At 36.3% G+C, this 21,600-nt stretch carries 21 protein-coding genes and 1 other annotated feature; of the genes, 17 read left to right on the top strand and 4 right to left on the bottom strand.

Annotated elements, in window-relative coordinates; genetic code table 11:
• The first annotated feature begins 78 nt into the window (after positions 1-78).
• The 12 genes from LY60_RS15855 (at position 79) to LY60_RS15795 (ending at position 11,513) form a co-directional block, all read left to right on the top strand.
• The gene (locus LY60_RS15855) at positions 79-840 is read left to right on the top strand and encodes an MBL fold metallo-hydrolase (protein WP_145086152.1); all 762 of its coding nucleotides are present in this window, start codon (positions 79-81) and stop codon (positions 838-840) included.
• A gap of 723 nt (positions 841-1,563) precedes the next feature.
• A complete protein-coding gene (locus LY60_RS15845; protein ID WP_145086150.1) occupies positions 1,564-2,196 on the top strand; it encodes a TetR/AcrR family transcriptional regulator in 633 nt (210 codons plus the stop codon).
• Positions 2,197-2,216: 20 nt separating this feature from the next.
• Complete coding sequence (locus LY60_RS15840; RefSeq protein ID WP_145086147.1) at positions 2,217-2,780, top strand: hypothetical protein; 564 nt, start codon at positions 2,217-2,219, stop codon at positions 2,778-2,780.
• Positions 2,781-3,226: 446 nt separating this feature from the next.
• Entirely contained in the window at positions 3,227-3,796 is a 570-nt protein-coding gene (locus LY60_RS15835) for a GNAT family N-acetyltransferase (RefSeq protein ID WP_145086144.1), read from the top strand.
• 61 nt (positions 3,797-3,857) lie between these two features.
• Positions 3,858-4,916: an HRDC domain-containing protein gene (locus tag LY60_RS15830; protein WP_145086141.1), complete on the top strand. Its 1,059-nt coding sequence runs from the start codon at positions 3,858-3,860 to the stop codon at positions 4,914-4,916.
• Positions 4,917-4,969: 53 nt separating this feature from the next.
• Positions 4,970-5,782 carry a MerR family transcriptional regulator gene (locus tag LY60_RS15825; RefSeq protein ID WP_145086140.1) on the top strand — a complete coding sequence of 271 codons (813 nt, stop codon included), beginning with the start codon at positions 4,970-4,972 and terminating at the stop codon, positions 5,780-5,782.
• A 77-nt stretch (positions 5,783-5,859) separates the two neighbouring features.
• A complete protein-coding gene (locus LY60_RS15820; RefSeq protein WP_145086137.1) occupies positions 5,860-6,915 on the top strand; it encodes a BtrH N-terminal domain-containing protein in 1,056 nt (351 codons plus the stop codon).
• A gap of 48 nt (positions 6,916-6,963) precedes the next feature.
• Positions 6,964-7,608 (top strand): GyrI-like domain-containing protein, encoded by a 645-nt coding sequence (locus LY60_RS15815; RefSeq protein WP_145086134.1) that lies wholly within the window; start codon positions 6,964-6,966, stop codon positions 7,606-7,608.
• Positions 7,609-7,740: 132 nt separating this feature from the next.
• The gene (locus LY60_RS15810; protein WP_145086131.1) at positions 7,741-8,502 is read left to right on the top strand and encodes a GNAT family N-acetyltransferase; all 762 of its coding nucleotides are present in this window, start codon (positions 7,741-7,743) and stop codon (positions 8,500-8,502) included.
• A gap of 11 nt (positions 8,503-8,513) precedes the next feature.
• On the top strand, positions 8,514-9,431 hold the full coding sequence (locus LY60_RS15805) for a 4Fe-4S double cluster binding domain-containing protein (protein WP_145086128.1): 918 nt from the start codon (positions 8,514-8,516) through the stop codon (positions 9,429-9,431).
• Between the two features lie 96 nt (positions 9,432-9,527).
• Complete coding sequence (locus tag LY60_RS15800) at positions 9,528-10,472, top strand: helix-turn-helix transcriptional regulator (RefSeq protein ID WP_145086125.1); 945 nt, start codon at positions 9,528-9,530, stop codon at positions 10,470-10,472.
• Between the two features lie 84 nt (positions 10,473-10,556).
• Positions 10,557-11,513 (top strand): phosphotriesterase family protein, encoded by a 957-nt coding sequence (locus LY60_RS15795; protein ID WP_145086122.1) that lies wholly within the window; start codon positions 10,557-10,559, stop codon positions 11,511-11,513.
• A 162-nt stretch (positions 11,514-11,675) separates the two neighbouring features.
• On the opposite strand, the gene LY60_RS15790 is transcribed toward LY60_RS15795, so the two are convergent.
• From LY60_RS15790 to LY60_RS15775, 4 genes are all read right to left on the bottom strand, one after another.
• Entirely contained in the window at positions 11,676-12,494 is an 819-nt protein-coding gene (locus LY60_RS15790; RefSeq protein ID WP_145086119.1) for an alpha/beta fold hydrolase, read from the bottom strand.
• A 6-nt stretch (positions 12,495-12,500) separates the two neighbouring features.
• Positions 12,501-12,941: a helix-turn-helix domain-containing protein gene (locus tag LY60_RS15785; RefSeq protein WP_145086116.1), complete on the bottom strand. Its 441-nt coding sequence runs from the start codon at positions 12,939-12,941 to the stop codon at positions 12,501-12,503.
• A gap of 375 nt (positions 12,942-13,316) precedes the next feature.
• Positions 13,317-13,913 carry a class I SAM-dependent methyltransferase gene (locus tag LY60_RS15780; RefSeq protein WP_145086113.1) on the bottom strand — a complete coding sequence of 199 codons (597 nt, stop codon included), beginning with the start codon at positions 13,911-13,913 and terminating at the stop codon, positions 13,317-13,319.
• A 96-nt stretch (positions 13,914-14,009) separates the two neighbouring features.
• On the bottom strand, positions 14,010-14,390 hold the full coding sequence (locus tag LY60_RS15775; RefSeq protein ID WP_019228585.1) for an RrF2 family transcriptional regulator: 381 nt from the start codon (positions 14,388-14,390) through the stop codon (positions 14,010-14,012).
• A 199-nt stretch (positions 14,391-14,589) separates the two neighbouring features.
• On the opposite strand from LY60_RS15775, the gene LY60_RS15770 reads away from it, so the two are divergent.
• From LY60_RS15770 to LY60_RS15750, 5 genes are all read left to right on the top strand, one after another.
• Complete coding sequence (locus LY60_RS15770) at positions 14,590-15,666, top strand: hypothetical protein (protein ID WP_145086110.1); 1,077 nt, start codon at positions 14,590-14,592, stop codon at positions 15,664-15,666.
• A 102-nt stretch (positions 15,667-15,768) separates the two neighbouring features.
• Positions 15,769-16,248, top strand: coding sequence for a GNAT family N-acetyltransferase (locus LY60_RS15765; RefSeq protein ID WP_170226270.1), 480 nt, complete (start codon positions 15,769-15,771; stop codon positions 16,246-16,248).
• A gap of 111 nt (positions 16,249-16,359) precedes the next feature.
• Positions 16,360-17,076 (top strand): MBL fold metallo-hydrolase, encoded by a 717-nt coding sequence (locus LY60_RS15760; protein ID WP_145086103.1) that lies wholly within the window; start codon positions 16,360-16,362, stop codon positions 17,074-17,076.
• A gap of 91 nt (positions 17,077-17,167) precedes the next feature.
• Positions 17,168-17,422 (top strand) — a binding site (T-box leader).
• Positions 17,423-17,595: 173 nt separating this feature from the next.
• Complete coding sequence (locus LY60_RS15755; protein ID WP_145086100.1) at positions 17,596-19,971, top strand: valine--tRNA ligase; 2,376 nt, start codon at positions 17,596-17,598, stop codon at positions 19,969-19,971.
• Between the two features lie 292 nt (positions 19,972-20,263).
• A complete protein-coding gene (locus tag LY60_RS15750) occupies positions 20,264-21,586 on the top strand; it encodes an amidohydrolase (RefSeq protein ID WP_145086098.1) in 1,323 nt (440 codons plus the stop codon).
• Positions 21,587-21,600 lie beyond the last annotated feature (14 nt).

The following is a 21,600-nucleotide window of genomic DNA, read 5'->3' as shown; positions in this document are numbered from 1 at the left end:
TTCGAAATGCAAATTGTTTATATAATCAATCCAAACGATAAACAGAGAATTTTAATAATATGTTGGAGGAATTAGAAAATGAATGATTGGTTTACAATGGATCAGATAGACAAAGAAACGTATATTATTAGTGAGTACCGTCATTGGGAGGAAACTCATTGCTATTTGCTTAACGGTTCTGAGCGTAGCCTCTTGATTGATACAGGACTTGGTATTTGCAATATTTACGACGAGGTAATCAAGTTGACTGACAGGCCGGTTACAGCTGTGGCAACGCATGTTCACTGGGATCATATTGGTGGTCATAAATATTTCCCCGATTTTTATGCTCATAAAGCTGAACTGAATTGGTTAAACGGAGAATTTCCACTTACTATGGGACAAATCAGGGAAATGGTTATAGATCGCTGTGACTTGCCGGAAGGTTATAATGTTGATACCTATGATTTCTTTCAGGGTACACCTACAAGAGTATTGAAAGATAAGGATGTTATTGATCTTGGTGATCGTTCCGTTCATATTCTGCATACGCCAGGTCACTCACCTGGACATATGAGCTTTTTTGAAAAAGAACGAAGATATCTGTTTACCGGTGATCTGGTTTATAAAGATACATTATTTGCCTATTATCCATCTACTAATCCAGAAGCCTATCTTACGTCTCTGAAAAAAGTTGCAGCACTTCCAGTAAAGAGAGTATTTCCTGCCCATCACACATTAGACATTCACCCCGAAATACTTGTTAGAATGAGGGATGCATTTGAACAACTGAAGATAGAGGGAAAATTACATCATGGAAGCGGAACATTTGTATATGGTGATTGGGCTGTGTGGCTTTAATCAAGTAAGTCAGATGTAGTCATTATCAAGACAATGCGAAGTACAAATTATTAATATAATTATTTACACATGCAGAAATTTAAAGAGGGATACAATATGAAAACAGTATATTTGATAGGCGGCACAATGGGAGTTGGAAAAATCACAGTTTGCCAATTAATGAAAGCTAAATTGCCTAACAGTGGGTTATGCATGAGCAGATTATTATTGACGAAATTCTTTCAATAATAGAAATTTCGGACTGCGTTGTAAAGCACTCAACTAACCCTTGAAGCGGTGATAATGATGACATAATATTTATGCACTTATTGCTTGATTACAACTTAAAATTGCATATTTTATGCATTTGATATGAAAAAATATGCAAAAATCCAGTTGATATGTTTTCGATAATGGCGCACGTGGAGATGGTATCGCTGATAGTAAAAAAAAATAAATCGTATTTTATAAAACACGCTATATTTTGTGCGCGTTTTTTACTGTGCGCCCAGCATGGGTGCAACTAGTCGGTGAAAGTCCGATACGAGGGTTGATATTAAATACTGAAAACCTACTTGAGAAAATTGTTGATAAGAGCATGAAAATTTGATAGGGTTGAAGAGACAGATTTGGCGGCTATGATATTATTATTGGATTTTTTTATTGACAATGCGACCATGTGGTCATATAATGGTTGTATAGCAATGTGACCATGTGGTCACAAAAGTATGAAAGGACGTAAAAATGCCAAACACAGCTTTTTTCAATTTGTCAGAGGACAAAAGAAACTTAATTATTTCAGTAGCGATTGATGAGTTTGCCTCAGCAAATTATGACACAGCCAGCATTAATCAAATATGCAAGAAGTCAAATATTGCTAAAGGAAGCTTCTACCAGTACTTTACGGACAAACTTGACCTTTATATCTATATAATGACTCTAGCAATTGAAGAAAAGGTTAATTTTTTCACTACAATTTTAGAAAATTTTAAAACATTAACACTGCTGGAGCAAATTCGCTTACTGTTCATCAAAGGTATTGAATTTGCTAAAAAAAATCCACAATATGCTGCCTTAGGTGAACAGTTTTTAAAAGAGAGCAATGAACATGCTAAGCAGGCAGTAATTAAAGAGGGAGAAAAAAGATCAGATATTATATTTGCTCAAATGATTGATTATGCAAAATTAAAAGGTGAAATTAACAGTGAGGTTGATACTCTGGCTTTAAGCATGATGTTGCAATCTCTTAATAAAACGGTAAATGAGTATATATTAAATAAATATGGCGTTACTAATCATATCAATTTTAGTGAAGATACTAATGAATTAGTTGATTCATTACTTAACATTATTTTTAACGGAATAAAGCCCATATAGAAATTAAGGAGGTTCTCATTATGAATAAAAAAATGGATTATATATTAGGAATTTTTTTTGCGGTAGCTACGGTGGTATTTATAATATTATTTTTAATAAATGATATAATATTCAACTGGGCATTTGCCAGACATCATAATATATGGAGCTGGTATATAAGACCTTTGTTTATAATTCCGATTATATTTTTTGCATTTAAGAAAAGCTTAACTGGAATATTTGCTTCTATTTTTGCACTGTTTACTAGTATGTTTTGGTTTCCTGCACCTGAAACAAGCAGCCCTCAGGTTATGACATTTCTTGCCTATGAAATGGAGTATTTAAAAGGAGTATGGACTGCACCTAAAATTATAATGAGCTTATCTGTTCCGATATTCTTTATTGTTCTTATTATCGCTGCTTGGAAAAAAAACTGGAGATTGCTTCTAGGAGTTGTGATTGCAGCAGCTTTATTAAAGATTATATGGAGCGTTGTATTTAGTGGAGAAGCTGGAATGTCCGTATTAAAACCGGCAATTACAGGTTTAATCATTTGTATTGGAGGCGTTTATTATTATAAGAAAAATCTGTCGAAAAAGAAGTGATGTATATGGAATTCATTCATATTCTTATAATGGATATGTTCCCTCGAACGAACGGTTTCAATGACATTAATCCAGTACTTTCAAGCTACGTGGAATGTGTTGTGTTGCTTGAGAAGAAATAGCTTGAAAGTAAAGAATTTGCTGATTTTAAAGTTAATATTATGATGTGTTTTATATTCCCTCGGCTAAAAGTTCGAGGGAATTTTTTAAATTGTTTGAATGGGAACCATTGGTGACGGCTTTTAGTGGACTATTGAAGATTCTTATGTAAACAACAAGATAAAGCGGCAAATTTGAACTTATGAGGTTATGAAATTATGAAAGATAATAAATTATTCTTTGCGATTGTCTTATAAACTAATTATAGTATATTCCGTTTCTCTTGCATATCTGGTATAATTAAACTAAAGAGAAAAATATTGGTGAAATAGAAGGAGGCTTGAGGTATGATCAACATAACATATAAGGACCTGTCTTCGGACGGCCCTGTTGAGGAGTGCAGGGACCTCTGCAATGCGTTAATGAAGCTGCAGGCAGATAGGGGCGTGAAGTATAAAGAAATATTAGAATCGATGGATTTTGAAAATAGACTCAAGCCAGCATTCAATGGGGCGAAAAAACGATTTCTTTATGTTGCGTATGACAGAGATAAGCCTGTGGGATATATTTTCTGCGAAGCAGACACTGTGACAGAGGAGACTAAGAAAGCGAGACCGGGATGGGCGGACTTGATTCCTGAAAACGCTGGAGAACTATACCCGAGCAATTTGGTTGTGCCGGCTGTAGCATCACATCTCAACAACCTCTACGTGCTGCCGGAATATAGAGAACAGCACATCGGCAGTGAGCTGATGGACAAAGGAATGGAATGGCTACGAAGTGTACCGGATGTCAGATACATCTTTGTTCACGTGTCAAATGGGAACAACGCCGGATCACTGTATGAAAAGTATGGATTCATCTACAGCCACGATGTCTATGACGGCATGATAGACGCGTATATTATTAAAGTGTAAATTTTGTTGTTGAAATCCAAGAGATTCAATTAATTGTATTACAAAGAGGAGGGCTTAATGTATGGGGTTGTTTGATAGATTGAAAGAACCAGTTTTCCTTAAGGAGAGTAGTAATGCAGATGAGCAATTAGAAAAGTTGAAAGCCTTAGAGCCATTACTTAATCCGGAAGGTCAAGCTATTATAAGACAAGATATAAAATATCTGGAATACGGTATAGCTGGAGAGAAAAATATAGCATTTGAACTGAAAAACAGCCATATGCCGATGTACATATTGCACGACTTATATCTGGAAGATGGAGAACTTAGCTCACAGATTGATTATCTTGTGTTTACAAAGAAAATTTGCTTTGTTATTGAGTGTAAGAATCTCATCGGAGATATTGAAATCAATAGCGCAGGAGATTTTATTCGTACTGCAGAATTTGGCGGCAGAAAGAAAAAGGAAGGTATATATTCTCCCATTACCCAGAATCAGCGCCATCTTGAATTAATGAAAAAAATAAGAGTTAATAATAAAAGTAATATTCTAACAAAGCTTATTGTGGATAAGTATTTTGAAGATGGTTATAAATCATTAGTAGTATTGTCTAATCCTAAAACGGTTCTTAATGCTAAGTATGCGAAAAAGGAAGTGAAGGAGAAGGTTATACGTGCTGATCAATTAGTAAAATACATAAAAGAAATGTGTGAGCACTCCAAAGAGCCGTCTGTATCTGATGAGAAGCTGCTGGAATGGGCACAGTCATATTTAATTTTACATAAGGATGTTGTAAAAGATTATACTGAAAGATATGAGAAGTATAAATCAGAGACTATACAAATGGAACAATTAAGTGAAGTAATCCCTGCTAAAGAAGAAAACAAAATTACTGTTGTACAAGAAGCAGTAACTGTGGAAGAGACGGAAATATTCAAAGAATTGAAAGCGTACCGATTGAGTAAAAGCCGTGAAGAAAATATAAAACCGTATTTTATCTATAACGATAGCCAATTAAAGGACTTGATTTTAAAGATGCCAAAAAGTAAGGAAGAACTGAAGTCAGTTGCCGGATTTGGTGAAGTAAAGGTAAATAAGTATGGCGATGACATCTTGAATATTGTCGGAAAGTTTTGTTAGTGGATGATAATAACTTGAGTGAAACTAATAAAAAAGATGCGTAGGAGGTGACTATGCTAAAAATTGGAGAATTCTCAACTCTGACCGGAATAAGCATCCATATGCTCCGAAACTATGACAAGATCGGGCTTCTCAAGCCGGAACAGATAGACTGTATGAACAACTACCGGTTTTACGGCGAAAAGCAGATTGTCCGTGCAAATCATATTCGGGTATTAAAAAGCCTTGGCTTTGGTCTAAATGAAATATCCGAAATTCTGATGGATAACACGACAGACGACATGATCAGAAGTTTTCTAGAAAGCAAGATAAGAGAAAAAGAAGAAAGCCTTTCAATAACGGAAAGACAGATTGCGCAGATGAGGCAGGCGCTTAATGACCTAGATACGCAGAACGGCTGCACATTGTCTGTCAGTGTTAAGAAACTTTCCTCACGAAAGCTTGTCAGTCTGCGCGATTTTATACGGGAATTTACCGAAGAAGGGCTGCTATGGGAACGCCTTGACAGGGCATGCAGGGCAAATGGAGTAAAGTTTGTGGATGCACAATATTGTATGGCAATGACTCACAGCGTTGATTTTGAGAAAAAATTAATCGACACTGAGGTCTTCCGAGTCGTTGAGCAGGCTGGGCCGGATATTGAGGGACTGAGATTTTCAGATATGTCTGAAACTGAAGCAGCTGTAGTTGCGTTTCAGGGCATATACAGTCGGATAGGCGACATAAATAGGTATATTTATCATTGGATTGTGGAAAATGGTTATAGTATATCGGGGAAAGCATTCAACATCTATTACATATCACCGGAAAATGAACCAAACCCAGAAAACTATGTTACCGAAATCTGCTTTCCTATCAAAAAATAGTTCTTGACTCTCGTACAATGCGAGGGTTTATACTCCTGTTTTGAAAGAATAATTTAAGCAACAGGAGGCTTCGATTTATGAAAGAAAAATTTATTACGTTAAAGCACCATGCAGATGACTACGAATGTATGTGGAACGGTATAGAGGATTTATACATCCGAGATACTGGAGAAAAACTTCCTCCGAGTTTCTTTTTCAGTCTCTCTTCATTTGGCTCATTTTGTTATATGAAAACACTAAAATCAGACCTGAAACGAATGATTGCACTTGGAGACGGACGTACAAAGCAGATGTATGAATTTTTAGCTTCCACTGCAGGATTCGAATACAAGCATTATGAGTATAAAACATTTGAACAGGCAATCAAAAAGGCCAAGGCAGAAATTGATGCCGGACATCCGCCTGTCTTAGGTGCTCTGGATATGTACTATCTGCCATACTTAACAAAGCTGTACCATGGCGAACATATTCCCTTTCACTATGTTTTGATGGTCGGTTATGACGATGATGCACAGTGCATTTATTTGGTTGACTGCGGACGTGAGGAGGTGCAAATGCTTCACTACGATGAACTGCGTCATGCATGGGAATGCAGTTATCCAGGCCTGTCAAAGCCTAACACCATCTGTACGGTCAGAATGAAAGCCACGAAGAATAAATACCAGATTGCAAAGGAAGCACTGGTAAAAAAAGGTGAGATGTTTTTGAATCCGACAGTGAGCTTTGTTGGGAGAAAAGGATTTGAAAAATTTATATCTGAGTTGCCCAAGCTAAGAAACGAGCTTACTAAAGGTGATTATGATAAGATACTCACCAATATGGTGACGTTTTTTGGTACGGTGCCGACTGTCCCGAATGCGTTGCGAGGAATCAATGAACCGGACGAAGTGAACTTTGGCGGCGGCTTTGATAAAATGAGCCGTGTTCTAAATGATTTGGGAAAAGAATATGAAAATAGCACATGGCTTGAAGCAGCCGGTCGTTTTGAAGAAGGCTCAGAAATCATTTTTGAAATCAAAAATGTCATGGTGGCTTATCTAACCGGCAAAAACGACAAGACTGACGAACTGCCGGGACTGTTCACAAACGTATTGGAGATTATGATGAATGGGTTTGTCCTTTTGGTGAGATAACATTCCTGAATAAATCTCAATGATAATATAAAAACTGGAGGTAAAATTATGGCTTTTGATTTTAAGAAAGAGTACAAAGAATTTTATATGCCTAAGAGTACACCGGAAATAGTAAATGTTCCGGCTGCAAACTATATTGCTGTAAGAGGGAAAGGAGACCCAAATCAGGAAGACGGTGCATATCAGCAAGCTGTAGGAATTATTTATGCGATTGCGTATACAATTAAAATGAGCTATAAGGGTTCGCATAAGATAGAAGGTTTCTTCGAATATGTGGTGCCTCCGCTGGAAGGCTTTTGGTGGCAGGATGGTATTGAGGGTGTAGACTATGAAAACAAGGACTCGTTTAACTGGATTTCAGTTATACGTCTGCCAGATTTTGTTTCTAAAAGTGATTTCGATTGGGCAGTAGTAGAAGCTACTAAAAAGAAAAAGCTGGATTGCTCTTCAGCGGAGTTTCTGACAGTTGATGAAGGTTTATGTGTGCAAATCATGCACATAGGTCCGTTTGATGATGAACCTGCCTCTGTTGCCATCATGGACAAGTATTTGAATGAAAACGGATATATAAATGATATGACAGCTTCTCGTTTGCACCACGAAATCTATCTTTCCGATGCCCGCAAAGTCGAGCTATCAAAATTGAGAACAGTCATACGTCATCCAATTAAAAGGCTTAATGAATCTGAATAATATCAGCACAACCGGAAGCTGACAGCGAAATCTGTCAGGCTGTTTTCGGATTGCTTGATTTAGAAAATGGACATATACTGATACTTAGGGAATATTTAATTTATTAAACTATAAAATTGAAGCGGGGGTTACATGAATACTGATTTTGTAAACTTAACAACAGAAAACCTTGTGAATGAACACTTATGCTGCATTATCCGCAGTAAAAAGTCACATCCGGGTGTTGAGGCAAAGCGCCAATGGCTTTCGGACCGATTAAAGGAAGGTCATGTCTTTAGAAAGTTAAATGAAAAGGCTACGGTTTTTATTGAATATGCTCCTCTTGAAACAGCATGGGTTCCAATAGTTGGTGACAACTATTATTATTTGTATTGCTTATGGGTAGATGGCAGTCATAAGGGAAAAGGGTATGGGAAATCGCTGATGGAGTATTGTTTGGCTGATGCCAAAGAAAGGGGTAAATCCGGCATTTGTATGCTCGGAGCAAAAAAACAAAAATCATGGCTTTCTGACCAATCATTTGTGAAGAAGTTCGGCTTTGAGGTTGTTGATACTACCGATAATGGATATGAATTGCTTGCACTTTCTTTCGACGGCACAACGCCACAGTTCGCACATAATGTTAAAAACCAAAAAATTGAAAGCAAAGAGCTAACCATTTATTATGATATGCAATGCCCATACGTCTATCAAAACATTGAGATGATAAAGCAGTATTGTGAAACGAATGATGTTCCGGTATGCTTAATTCAAGTGGATACACTGCAGAAAGCAAAGGAACTGCCTTGTGCTTTCAATAACTGGGGTGTGTTTTACAAAGGAAATTTTGAGACAGTGAATTTGTTAAATGAAGCCTACTTAGAGAGAATACTCAAAAAAAGCTTGAAACAATAGGGAGGGTGTGGATGTTAACATATATTCAGGAAGCACTGGCTGGACAAGGCCACAAGGCAGCGATGACTGGCATAGACATATTGGAGAAACTTCAAGAAGACCTGAGAAATCTGCAAAATAAAGAAAAGCTTAATGATTATCAAAATCGATTGATTGAGGAACGTTATGATTGGGAGCTTCCGAAAGTAGACTTTGAGATCAAGTCTATTTTGTTAGTCGGTAAAAAAAATACCATAACTAAATTAAAGTTTGAATATAAAGGTAAAGAAATACCGGTCATTATGCCCCCTGGCTATAATGAGTATTTTAATGCCCCTGACAGGATAGAACACTTTATGCAACAGCTCTTAGGTGAAAAAGGATACAAATGTAAAGCAACCCCTATGTTGCCTAATAAGCTTTTAGCAGCAAGAAGTGGCTTTGCAAAATACGGCCGAAACAACATCGTCTATATAGATGGAATGGGTAGTTTCTGCCAAGTCTATCTTTTTTATACAGATATTCCAGTTGAAGAGCATCCTTTTTCAAAAGAACTAATTATGAAAAGGTGTGCTACTTGTGGTGCCTGTATAAAAGTTTGCCCTACAGGGGCTATAATGAAGGACCGTTTTTTGTTGGACAGCAAGCGCTGTCTCACATTTCTCAATGAGAACGGAGGATATCCCTTCCCAGCATGGGTTGACCCCAAAATACATCATGCGTTGTATGGGTGTAATCGCTGCCAGGAAATCTGTCCTGCAAATAGAGAGCAGCTTATGAATCCCGTAGAAGAGGTTCTGTTTAGCGAAGAGGAAACAAAAATTCTGTTAGAGGGTGAGTCGATTGATACTTTTCCGGATAGGCTTAAGAATGAAATTAAAAGGCTCAACATCGAAGAATATTTATCTGTAGTTCCTAGAAATTTAAATGCAATATTTGACCAATCTTGAAGAGACCATTGAGAACCATAGGGGACGTCCGAGACTGGTAAAAAAGTCTCGAACGTCCCCACTGGTTTCAAAATAAAACAAAGATAAGAGTATTTTATGAAAAAAACAGAGAGACAGAATGGAATCGTCCATTTGTTAAGAATACGGAAAAAAATGACTGCAAATGAACTGGCTAACTATTTTGAGGTGAGTGAGCGGACTATATACAGAGATATAGATGCACTTAGTCAGCTTCGAATTCCCATTATTGCCTATGAGGGTTTGGGTGGAGGTTACGAAATTGATCCTTCATTTTTTATGCCCAGTATTAAGCTCAGCGAGCAGGAAATCTTAATGATGTTGATGGTGTTGAAAGCAGGTGAAGAGCTTCGTGTCCCCAATATGACTACAGACTATAAATTGCTCATCAGTAAGGTTTTAAACGCTCTGTCAGACGAAGAAAGACAAAAAGCTGAACAGGTTATGTCTCACATAGAGTTTGACATTATTCGAATTATACCTAAAGGTTACATTTTAGATGTTATAACCATCTTATTAGAGGCATTTAGAAAATCTTGTGATTTGATATTAATTTATTATCATCCAGAGCGGGACGAGAAAGTGTCCCGACGGTTTTCTCCCATAAAGCTTTTTTTTGCAGATGGCGGATGGTATGTTAATGGATACTGCCATATGAGAAAAGCCAAGCGAACATTTAGACTTGACCGAATTGTGTCGTTGACATGTTTATGTGACAAAAATCGTTATATGAACAGTCAGCTGTCCTTACCTGAAAATGATAAGTTTAAGTGGTATACTTACGAGCTAATTATTGATCCAGCTCTTTACAGAATTATCAAAGATGATGTCTATCTGCAATACACTGAAACTAAATCTAGAGAGGGTGGGTTGCATCTGACTGTTAATACCCCGTACAAGAATGAAATACGTCAATTAGTTTTAAACCACCCGGAGCATGTGACTGCTTTAAAGCCGGATGAGTTCATTCAAGAAATTAAAGAATTAAGCCATGCAATTAGTAAAAAATATTTGAAACCCTGACAGTCTTATGTCAGGGTTTATCTGTTATGATTATGATATATCTGCGATGAACAGGATTCATCACAATCAAAAGGGAGGAAGGATATGATTTATACAACAAGAGGCCCAATTCATAAGAGTGAGCTTGGCGTCACTTTAGCACATGAGCACATTAAGTGGGAGAGTGATGAGTTTTACGCAAATAATATGTATTTTGACAAAAAATATCAACTAGAGGATATAAGTTTAGACTTGAAATATATTATACCCATCATGCTTGACATCAAAGCAAAGGGTGGGAAGAGTGTTGTAGAAGCCTCTCCGCCAATCGGTGGTCAGAATGTGAGATTATTAAAAGAACTGTCTGAAAGAGTTGACATGCACATCATTCCTTGCACAGGGTGGAATATGACGAAACAGCTATATGATGTGTTTTCGATGCATTTTGAAGAGCAACTGGCAAACCGCTGGATCAATGACTTTAGAGAGGGCTTGGACACTATAGATGGAGTTGTTATTCGTCCTGGACATATCAAGTTGTTGCTCGATAGGGGCGTTTTGTCAAAAGCTGATAAAGCGATGCTGATTGCGGCTGTGAAAGCCAGTAAAGATACAGGGATGCCTGTTCACTGCCACATCATGGAGGCAAAAATGGTTCATGAAGTCATAGAGGTACTGGACAAAGAGAATGCAGACTATCAAAAATTTCTATGGGCCCATGCTGATGAGGAAGCTCATAAGGAAACAGTAAAATTGGCTGCAGATAAAGGAATGTGGATAGGCATCGACAATATTAGAAAGGGAACAAGCCCGGAGAAGTTTGAACTTTTAAGTTACGTCATGTCAATTGATTATGGACACAAGGTGCTGCTTTCACAAGATTATGATTTCTATTCAGAAGCGAAAGAATCTATTGATAATCATCCTTGTACGGTCATCTTTGAAGAATTTATGCTATACTGTACAGAGAATGGTATTGATGAACAGGAAATAATACGTATGATGACGGAAAATCCTGCTAATTTCTATGACATTGATACTGTCACAAAAGTTATAGAATAAATCGTTTTATCGAGGACATTTAAATTGAATATAATTGTCTATTTTTCTCCTCTAGGCATGTTGAATTAAAACAAATAAAGCCGACCTATGTAATTAAAATCTTTTTTTGTCGGCTTTTTTATTTTGACTGCTTTATAATATACTTAAATGTTTACTAAAGTCTTATACCAGAAACGGCATAATGTATTCGATGGAATTTGTAATAACATGACCGCTATTAGCAAGTAAATGAATTTCAGCTGATGGAACTAGACTGGATAATCTTTGTGCTGAGCTTTTAGCATCAATAATTGCATCATTTTCTCCGTCAATAAACAGCAACGGCATGTTAAGTCTCTTTAATTGTTCATCAGTATATAGAGGCAGTTCTTGAATCGGATTATAACTTTCAACGATCAGGTTCATAAATTCAAGTACTTCCTTAGGAATGTTTTGTTCTCCAATAATGTCATTGTTAACAGGTACGGTTCCATCTGGTTGCCGCGTTTGTTCTACATCAAGAAAAAATTGAGGTCGAATTTTTGCAAGACCTGCAGAGGCAATTAAAATTAACTTTGAAACTTGTTCTGGGTAATTTGTTGCAAATTTAAGAGCCATCCAACCACCCAATGAGTTTCCAATAACAACAGCTTTTTCAAGCTCTAATGCATCAAGAACATTCTTAATCCAGAGCGCAAAAGCCTCTGAGCTGAGTTCAGGTCTGTATTCCTCGCTGTTTCCTGCTTCACCTATTATGTCGATAGCGTAAACCATATAATTGTTAGAAAGAGCCATTATTTCGGGAAACCAGAATGCGCTGTTACTGCAGGAACCATGTAAAAGAATAATAGGCGGATTAGACTCCTGTCCTGCTACTAGCATAAATGTCTTTCCAAGGGTAGTTTGGACATATCGTTTATCGAACGGGAACTGACAAAGTAAGTTATTATAATAAGCCCGAAATTTATCACGTTTTTCCTCAGTTTTAAATACGCTATTCATGTTATTTCACTCCTTTCTTTGTTCAATCAGTATTGAAATTGTGTCCATCATCACTGCCATAAAACGAATATCTCCCCAAAGTGTAACGCGAATCATATTTTCACATTCAATATATTGCGACTGCATGGAAGATTGACCATATTCATGTGGCTTTGAGTTCAGAGCTCCTGATAATGTATTCATGATTCGAATGGCATCCTCTTTTCCGTATACAGCGATATCGATAACAGATGAAGCAAGGGCACTGCGAACTGATTGTTTCTCTGTATTTAACTCCTTGTTACTGTCACTCTCGATAAAAACGCTTAAATCATGTCCATTAATACGCCAACTTTTTCCGACCTTTGATGCGCGCAGTCTTCCTTCTCGAATGTAACGCTGGATTGTTTTAGGATGTATGTCCAGCATGTTTGATATTTGTTCAACAGTATAGTATTCTTTATTCATAATCTACTCCTAATTATTACTTATAGTTACATTATAGGTAATAATGAGGAATATGTCAAGATAAATTTATTTATTTTTTATGCTCTACCGTTGGTTACGTCAATCACAGATTTGTAAAAAATTATAAAATATAGCAGTTGATTTTTAGGATAAATAATTCAAGAAGGATAATTTGCCTTTTTATTATACTTGTGCGATAATATAAACTATAAATCGTGAAAAACAGCAAGAAAAAAGCGAGAGCATCCGCCCCGCTTTTGAAATTTTACAGAACATATTAATTATAGCGTGCAACAGCTTCGTCCTTTTTGCCTTTGCCATTTATATTGCTTCTTCCCACAAAGCGCAGCCAGAATATCTGTAAGTTATTTACTTTTATTTTTTAACTGCTAAAACAGTATATATAGACTCATTAATTTTAGTCTTCTTAACAATTTCAAAGCCGGTTAATGTCAGTACTTTCTCTAGTTCCTCTGAGCCAATACGAATAGACATTGGTGGTCCTTCTATTATCAGGTCATCCTTTTCATATTCCAGACATAACAAGTGCCCTCCTGTTTTTATTACCTCAAATATATTTGAAAGAGCTTTTGTAAGTGAACTCACTTCGTGGAGTATTAAGGATGCCATAACAAAATCAACACTGTTGTGTTGAATGTTTAAGTTTTCAATATAATCCTGAATCAATTCAATATTTATGAGCCCTTTTTCCGCAGCTTTATTTTCTATGACGCCGAGCATGCGTTCATCAGGATCCATAGCATAAACCTTGTTAGATGTGCTTTCTGCCATGGGAATGGTAAAAAAGCCTGTGCCGGCACCTACATCCAGTAAAGTATGATTTTTTTGAATTGGCATTTGGCTAATAAGATCTTCAGGTGGTATGAGCTGCTCTCTTTGCCTGCTATCTAAAAAAGTAATTTTATTTAAAAATTTTTTATCCGGTTCGTTGCAATGGTGTATGTGATTCATAATAAACCTCCTATGAAATATAATGCAGACTGTAAATATCTATAATTGTGTCGAAAAAATGAGCAGTTGCTGCTGCCTATGTTTTTAGCTCATTTTTCAGACAATGTCGTAAATTCGTTTTTCTTTAAGATGTGCAACCATTCTATCTTCGGCATCTCTCATAACCTTTTCTATGTGACAATCACGATTCTCATCCATTTCACAAGTGAAAAGTGCTCCGCTGCCTTCAATGGCTTGAATGACATCATAAAAGCTAATTTCAGTCTTTGTCTTTCGGAGACTATAACCTCCATTTACTCCAGGTGTGGATTGAATAAGATCAGCCTTAACCAGCTGAGTTAGTATTTTCGACAGATAGGTGGGTGATATATTCATGTGACTAGCTAAAGGCTGAAGGCTTAAGTTGTCTTTGCCTTCTTGCTTAACGAGATAAGCCATTATATGCAAAGCATAATTTGTTGCTTTAGTATACTTCATTTTTCCTCCAAAGATATTATAGACTGTATTTGTCTGTTATTATATAAAATAAATTTTTCTTTGTCAACAGTTTTCAAGAAATTATTGTTAAAGGTGGTTTAACGAGTTCATTAATTAGAAAATTGTGGTATAATATAACATATCCCCTTCATCATCAAATAAAATAATTTGAAGGAGTTTTAGAAGGAAATGGTGAGCTATGAACAATAGAAGATTCTTTATGTATACTATGTCATTAATAATGCTGTCAGTCTTGGTTGCTTGTTCAGTCAGAAACGCTCCAGTGGATACTGGAACGCCTTTAGAAAAATCAACAGGTAAGATTTATTTATATGGAGAACAGCATGGTGTTGAAAAAATATTGGAAAAGGAATTAGAGTTATGGAATAATAACTACAATACGCAGAATATGCGACATTTATTTGTTGAATATCCCTACTATACTGCGGAGTTTTTAAACTTGTGGATGCAGTCGGATAGTGATGATATTCTTGATGAATTATATAAGGATTGGGAAGGCACAACGTCATATAACCCTTATATTAAGGAATTCTATAAAAAAATAAAAAGCGAGTGCCCTGAAACTATTTTTCACGGTACAGATGTGGGGCACCAGTACAATACTACTGGTCAACGATTTTTGAAGTATCTTGAAGAGAATAATTTGCAAGGTACAGAAATGTATTTGTTGACACAAGATGCTATTGAACAAGGCAATTATTATTATAAACATTCTGATGACGCATACCGTGAAAACAAGATGGTGAAGAATTTTATTCGTGAATGTGACAGACTAGGGTGTGAGGACATTATGGGAATTTACGGTGGTGCTCATACAGATTTTGATGCTATGGGATATATGACTGATTCTGTCCCATGTATGGCGAATCAATTAAAGAAATACTACGGCGACTCAATCTATTCAGAGGACTTATCTTGGTTAGCAAAAGACATTGAACCCATTAGAGTTGATGAATTCACTATCAATGATAAGAATTACAAAGCTTATTATTTTGGAAAACAAGATTTGACAGGATTCAAAGATTATACATATCGGGAATTTTGGCGATTAGAAAATGCGTATGGTGATTTTCAGTATAAGAAAAAAACGGGTGATGTTCTGCCTTATGATAATTATCCAATGCTAGTAGAAACAAAGCAGGTGTATGTTATAGATGTTACAAAAAAAGATGGCTCTGTAAATAGAATATACTATCGATCCGATGGGTATGTTTGGAATGGTCTTGAGACGACAGAAGAGTTTACAATAGATTAAGCTGCAAAGTTAGTGTTTGTAACTTCAAATCCAGTACCAGACATAGAATAACTAACTAACAAATGTATCATGACAAAGATCAAATAAATGAAGGAGTGTCACATGGAAATATCCATTATAAAAGGAAACTATGAACATCTAGAGGACTGTGCCAGCATTCTGGAGAATTCTATCCTGGGTCAGAAGTATTTTTTAGACTCAAATAACCAATATATTGGACAAAGACTCTTAAAAGAAGGCTTTGATAAAAGAGAAATTTACGTTGCAATAGATGAAGAAGGGCAATGTGTTGGTTTTGCATGGATTATTCTTAATGGGATATTCCATTGGTTTCCGTTTCTGCATGTATTGGCTGTGAAAAAAGCAGTACGAGGAAAAGGAATTGGTAAACAAATGATGAGTTTATTCGAGGAAATCGGATTTATTCAGGATAAGTCGGATAAACTCTTCCTATGTGTAGATGATTTTAGCACAGAGGCCATCGGATTATACAAAGCCCTAGGCTATCAAGAGATTGGACCTATTCCAGATATGTTTGTTCCTGGAGTTGTTACATATTTGATGATGAAAAAAAGGACTTGATCACTTAGGTGGTTTATAACGGAAGAGCTTTTGGTGGTTGAAATTCATCCACAATCTCAGGGACGGGGGGTACTCAGAGCATAAAGTGATACTTAATAAGGAGACGATATTATGGAAAATATAATTGTATTAAATGTTAACTATAAATTTGGAGATATGGAGGGTACTATCCATCCAGTAGTATTAAGAGATAAAAATGAAATGATTCTTGTTGATTGCGGATATACAGGATTTATGTCTATAATTGAAGATGCCATGAGGACAGAAAATTTAGACTGCAATAAACTTACTAAAATTGTAATTACACATCATGATCACGACCATATGGGAGCTTTGGCAGACTTTAAACACAAATATCCTGATGTGAAAATCGTTGCAAGCGAAATTGAAGCTCCATATATTTCAGGAGAAAAAAAGTCATTGAGATTAGAACAGGCAGAATCGTTGCAAAGTACTTTAAATGAAGAACAGAAGCAATTTGGAAGAGCTTTCTGTGACATTCTCAAAAGCGTTAAGACAGTCGAGGTCGATGAATTTGTACATGACGGAGAAGTTATGAACTGGTGCGGTGGTTGTGAAATAGTAGGTACTCCCGGTCACACTCCCGGTCACATATCTCTGTACATAAAAAATAAAAAAACTCTTATAACAGGTGATGCTGCTGCATTGGAAAATAATCAGCTTGTCATTGCAAACCCGCAGTTTACATTAGATGTGGAGAATGCAAACAAATCTATTTCAAAGATATTAGATTATGATGCAGATACTTATATTTGTTATCATGGAGGAGTATACAAAAAGCACAAGCACAAAGACGAATTGTGCTAATACAATGAAATAAAATTTTAATTAAAAAAGTGATTATAAATATTGACATTTTGAATATAATAAAATATTATGATATAAAACGAACACGAACAAATTGGCGTTGATGAGGAGGAGTACATACTCACTTGAAGCAAAGAGAGAAGATGGTTGGTGAGAATCTTCGTGAAGTAAGTATGGAAGTAGCCTTTGAGCTGTGAACTGAAAAGATATAATCTTAGTAGGCTTCAACGGAAATTTCCACCGTTAAAAGGAAAGCAGTATCTGATAATATTTTATCCCGTACTGACAGAGTGCAGAGTAATCTGAATTTAGGTGGTACCACGGACGCATACAGTCCGCCCTGAGCATAAGCTTAAGGCGGACTTTTTTGTATGCCCTAACCCCATTTTTCAGATGTTTTTCCTGAAAAATGGCGGTAGGTCAACCGCAACGAGTTCCCAAATTATATGAGCGATAGCGAGTAAATAATTTGGTGAACGAGACTGTGATTTTGTGTTCGTAAAATTCTAGGAGGTTACCATGAAAAACTATGATTTTAAGCAAGTTGAAAAAGAAATGCAAAACTTTTGGAATGAAAATTCTATCTACAGTTTTGACTATGAGAGTAAAAATGAAATTTATTCTATTGATACTCCGCCACCTACTGTTAGCGGCAGCCTGCACATCGGACACATATTTTCCTATACACAGGCTGAAATGATAGCACGTTTTAAGCGTATGCAAGGCTACAATGTTTTTTATCCCTTTGGTTTTGATGACAACGGTTTGCCAACAGAAAGATTGGTTGAAAAAGATGAGGGTATCATTGCAAAAAATCTTCCGAGAAGTGAATTTATTAAAAGATGTGTTGTAACCTCTTCAAAATATGAAAAAGAGTTTAAAGATTTGTGGCAGTCTTTGGGCTTTTCAGTTGACTGGTCTCTTCAATATGAAACCATTAATCCTATGGTACAGCGAATATCACAAAAGTCCTTTATCAGACTCTTGAAGGATAAAAAGGCATATATGAAAGAGTCTCCTGTTTTATGGTGCACGGAATGTCAAACTTCCATTGCCCAGGCAGAGTTAGAAACCATTGAAAAAGAAACTACTTTTAATTATGTTAATTTTCAGGTAGGCGAAGAAAAATTATTGGTTGCTACAACAAGACCTGAGTTGTTATATGGCTGTGTTTGTCTGTTTGTAAATCCGAAGGATGACAGATATATTAAATATATCGGCAAAAATGCCACTGTTCCTTTATATGATTATGAAATTCCTGTATTGGCAGACGAAAAAGCTAGTATTGATAAAGGCTCAGGTGTTGTAATGTGTGCAACATTTGGTGACAGCACGGATGTTGAGTGGTATGAAACTCATAAACTGCCTTATCGTAAGGTTATTCTGCCTGATGGTACAATAGGTGAAAGTGTTCCATTAATAGGAGGGTTAAAGGTCTTAGCAGCCAGGAAACATATAATAAATCTTCTTTCAGAAAATGGATTTCTTATAGATTCAGAAAACATCACACACACAGTTTCTGTTCATGAGCGTTGTGGTAAGGAAATTGAAATTATACCGTCAAAACAGTGGTATATAGATATTCTTACCAATAAGGAACTGTTTTTAAAAGCTGCTGATGAAATCAATTGGTATCCTCAACACATGAAAAACAGATATTTATTGTGGGTTGAAAATCTTAAGTGGGATTGGTGTATATCACGCCAGCGTTACTTTGGTGTTCCTTTCCCAATATGGTATTGTAAAAATTGTGGTAATGTTATAATTGCAGATGAAGAAATGCTGCCGGTAAATCCTATTGAAACCAAGCCCGGAAAAATTTGTTCCTGCGGGTGTGATGAGTTTGTACCTGAGACATCTGTTTTTGACACATGGGCTACTTCATCAGTTACCCCTCAAATAAATGCAAAATGGGATGAAGAAAATGATATTTCAGATATGCTATTACCAATGAGTTTGAGGACACAGGCTCATGAAATCATACGCACATGGGCATTTTATACCATAGTTAAAAGCCTCTACCATACGGGCCAGATTCCATGGAAGGATATAATGATTTGTGGTTTTGTTCTTGCTAAAAAAGGAGAAAAAATCAGCAAGTCAAAGAGCAACTCAGAGTTTTCGCCAAAATTGATCATTGAAAACCACTCTGCTGATGTTATAAGATATTGGGCTGCTAATTCCAAGCTTGGATCAGATACGTTTTTTTCAATTGATGAATTAACCATAGCAAAAAGGTTTATCACAAAGCTGTGGAATGCTTCAAAGTTTTCAATATCTCATTTGCAGGACATTAACCTCAATGCTCATGTAAATTTAATGCCTGTAGACAGGTGGATAATCGATAGATGTACACAAACTACCATGAATGCAAGAAAGTTCCTTGACCAATATGAAATCGGACCAGCCAGACATGAAATTGATGATTTTTTCTGGAAGGACTTATGTGATTACTACATTGAAATTGTCAAAGAGCGTTTATATCAACCGGAGATACATGGTTATGAAGAGCGTCAATCAGCACAATATGCCCTATATTATTGCATGCTGAATATATTGAAGCTTTATGCCATATATGTTCCACATATAACAGAATATATTTATCAGGAATTTTTCAGGAAGTATGAGAACAGTATTTCACTGCACAAGCTTCAATGGGAAACTGAAAAATCTGTTGACGATGAAATTATCATTTTTGGAGAAAAACTAAAGGACATTATTACTGAAACAAGAAAGTATAAGTCTGAAAATGCTCTGTCAATGAAGACAGAAATTGAAGAGGTTGTCATAAATACTGATGATAAATTTGCTGAGTTATTTAAACAAACTATAAGTGATATAAAGGCTTGCTGCAGAGCAAAGAATATAAAAATTTCTGTAGCAAATCACAGTTAATAAGTTCAGCGCCTAAAATTTTACAATGACCGCTGAAGTGAACCGCAAATGCTTTAAATAAAATTTAATTCTTGTTCAAATAACACTTATGGGACGGTTTTGATTGAAATCAAAACACTGTCCCATTTTTAAATGTAGCGCTTTCTTTTGTACTAAATAGGAAAATTTATGCTATAATGGAATGAGAACGTTATTATCAAATGCTAATGTAAAATGGAGACGGTCAAGGTGCAAGCAGTGAAAACTTGCTGTCAATAGATTTTATAAAACATAATTAATATAGGAGGAGTATATGAATATTAACGAATTGAAAGAAAAGGTCGTTAAAGCAATAGAGGACAACAAAGCACTTGTCATAAAAACCGGCAGAGAGATTTACTCTACACCGGAATTTGGTTATAAAGAATTTAAATCAACAGGTACAGTTGTTAGATTTCTTAAAGAGCTAGGACTAGAGGTGGAAGAAAATATTGCTGTTACGGGATGTAAGGCGGTTTTAAAAGGTGGAAAACCAGGCCCTACGGTAGCTATATTAGGAGAGCTTGATGCAATCTCATGTGTTACACACAAAGATGCAGTTGAAACCGGAGCAGTACATGCCTGCGGCCATAACAACCAAGTAGGCGGAATGTTAGGAGCTGCTTTAGGGCTTGTCAAAAGCGGAATACTTAGTGAACTGGCAGGAGATGTTTCCGTGATTGCAACTCCGGCTGAAGAATTTGTTGAGTTGGAATATAGAGATAAGTTAAGGGTAGAAGGCAAGCTCACATATTTTGGTGGTAAGCAAGAGCTGATAAAAAAAGGTTGTTTTGATGATGTGGATATGGCAATGATGTTCCATTCTTCTGACATGGGTGACAATGATGCATTAATAGGACCGGTAAGCAATGGTTTTATAGGTAAAAAGGTCAGATTCATAGGAAAAGAGTCTCATGCGGGTTCAGCTCCCGAAGACGGCATAAATGCCTTGAATGCTGCTTCATTAGCCATAAATAACATTCATGCACAAAGAGAAACGTTCAAAGATTCTGACAGAGTGAGAGTACATCCAATAATCACAAAGGGAGGCAACATAGTAAATTCAGTTCCTGACGATGTGCAAATGGAATCCTACGTAAGAGCAAGGACAATAAATGCAATGATAGACTCAAATTATAAGGTTGACAGAGCTTTAAAAGCCGGAGCTATGGCTGTAGGAGCTAAAGTTGAAATTACAAGCATACCAGGATATCTCCCAATTTTAAATTATCCGGAATTTGATCAACTGTTCAAGAATAACTTATTATTATTAGGCATACCTGAAGACAAAATAATCCAGGGTGGAGATTTTACAGGGTCCTTTGATTTAGGAGACGTATCTCACATAATGCCTGCTATTCACCCAATGATTGGGGGAGTAAAGGGAAGTCTTCACACTCGTGATTTTGAAACCATAGATGAAGAGAAGGCTTACATAATGCCTGCCAAAGCAATGGCTTTAACTGTTGTTGATCTGTTGTATGGTGATGCAGCTAATGCAAATGCTATACTTGGCAATTTCACACCAGCAATGACAAAAGAGGAGTATTTGAAGTTCTTGGAAAGTGTAGATAACGTGGAAATATTTGAAGGATAGCATCATAAATAAAA

It is taken from the genome of Sedimentibacter saalensis (genome assembly GCF_007830175.1).
GTDB classification, from domain to species: Bacteria; Bacillota; Clostridia; order Tissierellales; family Sedimentibacteraceae; genus Sedimentibacter; species Sedimentibacter saalensis.
This window is presented reverse-complemented; position numbering and strand designations above follow the sequence as displayed.